Below are 923 nucleotides of genomic sequence, written 5' to 3' on the forward strand. Positions count from 1 at the left end.
TGCCAAGGCCGCCGCCGAAATCGACGTGGCTGATGGTGTGGCCGTCGGCGCGCAGGGTCTGCACGAACTCGGCGAGGATGCGGAAGGCGGTCTCCATCGGTCCGAGATCGGTGATCTGGCTGCCGATGTGAACGTCGACGCCGGTGACCTTGATACCCGGCAGCGTGGCGGCGCGGGCATAGACCTTGCGCGCATGCTCAAGCGGAATGCCGAACTTGTTCTCGGACTTGCCGGTGGAGATCTTGGCATGGGTGCCAGCATCGACATCCGGGTTCACGCGCACGGAGATGCGTGCTGTGCGGCCGGTCTCGGCGGCGAGCCGCGACAGCAGTTCGAGCTCCGGCTCGGATTCGATGTTGATGCAATGGATGTCGGCGGCGAGCGCGGCGCGCAGTTCTGCCTCGGTCTTGCCGACGCCGGAGAACACGATCTTGCTGTTCGGAATGCCGGCAGCCAGCGCCCGCTTCAATTCGCCGCCCGAGACCACGTCGGCGCCGGCGCCGAGCTTGGCCAGGGTGCGCAGCACCGACTGGTTCGAATTCGCCTTCATGGCGTAGCAGATCAGGACGTTCTCGCCTGCGAAGGCGTCTGCGAAGACGCGGTAATGCCGCTCCAGCGTCGCGGTCGAATAGCAATAGAACGGCGTGCCGACCTGGGCGGCGAGTTCGGCGAGATTGACCGCCTCGGCGTGCAGCACGCCGGAGCGATAGTCGAAATGGTTCATGGGCTAACGATCCGCGCAGCCCTTCGCGAAGGGCTTAGAGTGTCTCGGCGCGAATTGCCGGGAAACCGGAGGGAATGTCAATTCGCGCTGCCACCCTCCCCTGGAAGGGGGAGGGTCGACGCGCATCGCATCAGCGACAGGCGGCGGGGTGGGGTGAGCCAAGCAAGCCGGTGCGGGTGGAGAGATCANCCNCCNCCNC

At 65.9% G+C, this 923-nt stretch carries 1 protein-coding gene; it reads right to left on the reverse strand.

Translation table 11 applies throughout. The annotated features are described in order from the left end of the window. On the reverse strand, positions 1-724 hold a 724-nt coding region (locus BRAS3843_RS17230), incomplete at its 3' end, for a diaminopimelate decarboxylase (protein ID WP_035981982.1). Positions 725-923: the final 199 nt, after the last annotated feature.

This window comes from Bradyrhizobium sp. STM 3843 (genome assembly GCF_000239815.1).
Lineage (GTDB): Bacteria > Pseudomonadota > Alphaproteobacteria > Rhizobiales > Xanthobacteraceae > Bradyrhizobium.